General features: G+C 71.7%; 1 protein-coding gene. It reads right to left on the bottom strand.

The window, feature by feature from the left end; translation table 11 throughout:
• Nucleotides 1-1331 (bottom strand): NAD(P)/FAD-dependent oxidoreductase (locus tag GKQ77_RS32770; RefSeq protein WP_219692786.1); only part of this gene is annotated, 1331 nt, incomplete at both ends.

The following is a 1331-nucleotide window of genomic DNA, read 5'->3' as shown; positions in this document are numbered from 1 at the left end:
GTGGTGGGGGTGGTGCGTTCGCGGTGGTCGGCCGCGTTGTAGGTGGCGTACATGCCGTGGACGCCCAGCCAGCGGAAGGGTTCCGGTTCCCACTTGCGGACCTTGTGGTTGACCCAGGGGAGGGTGGTGAGGTCCGTGGGGCCCGCCTGGCCCGAGTCCTGTTGGACCAGGTCGCGCAGGGTGCGGGCGGCGAGGTTGGCGGTGGCCACGCCCGAGCCGACGTAGCCGCCCGCCCAGCCGAGGCCCGTCGCGCGGTCCAGGGTGACCGTCGCGCACCAGTCGCGAGGGACGCCGAGCACGCCGGACCAGGCGTGGGCCACGCGGACTCCGGCCAGTTGGGGGAAGAAGCGGGTGAGGATGGTGTGGAGTGCGTCGATCGTGGCGGCCTGCGTGCGGCCGTCGTTGTCCGTTCTCGAGCCGTAGCGGTAGGGGATGCCGCGGCCGCCGAGCGCGATGCGGTCGTCGGCGGTGCGCAGGGCGTACATGTACGCGTGGGCCATGTCGCCGAGGGTTTCGCGGCCCTCCCAGCCGATCGACTCCCACTGGGCGGGCGTCAGGGGCTCCGTCGCGATCATCGAGGAGTTCATCGGGAGCCAGGTGCGGCGCTGGCCCTTGAGGGAGGCCGTGAAGCCCTCCGTGCAGCGCAGGATGTAGGGGGCGCGGACCGTGCCGTACGGGGTGACCGCGTGTTTCGGCTTGATCTCCGTGACCGGCGTCGACTCGTGGATCGTGACGCCGAGGGCCTCAACCGCCCGTGCCAGGCCCTTGACCAGCTTCACTGGGTGCAGGCGCGCGCCGTGCGGCGTCCAGGTGGAGCCGACGGCGCCCGCGACGCGGATCCGCTCGGCGGTCTCGCGGGCGCCGAGCAGGGTGCGGTCCTTCTCGCCGTAGGAGAGTTCGGTCTCGTGGAAGGACTTCAGGCGCGCCAACTGGGCGGGTGTGTACGCCACTTCGAGTACGCCGCCCTGGTGGATGTCCGCCTCGACGGACTCCTCGGACGCGGTGCGGATCACTTCGCCGACCGTCGCGTTCATGGCCTGCTGGAGGCGGACCGCGGCCTCGTGGCCGTGCAGCTTGGCGTAGCGGTCGCGGCCCGCGATGCCGTTGTAGAGCCAGCCGCCGTTGCGGCCGGAGGCGCCGTAGCCGCAGAACTTCTGCTCGAGGACGGTGATGCGCAGGAAGGGGGCGGCCTTCTTGAGGTAGTACGCGGTCCACAGGCCGGTGTAGCCGCCGCCGACGACGCAGACGTCCGCCGTGGCGTCGGAGGTGAGGGGTTCGCGTGCGGCGGGCAGGCCGTCGTCCGCGTACCAGAACGATATGCCGCCGTTGAC

This window comes from Streptomyces anatolicus (genome assembly GCF_019400875.1).
Lineage (GTDB): Bacteria > Actinomycetota > Actinomycetes > Streptomycetales > Streptomycetaceae > Streptomyces > Streptomyces anatolicus.
The sequence above is the reverse complement of the archived record's forward strand: the minus strand, read 5'-3'. Positions and strand labels throughout refer to the sequence as shown.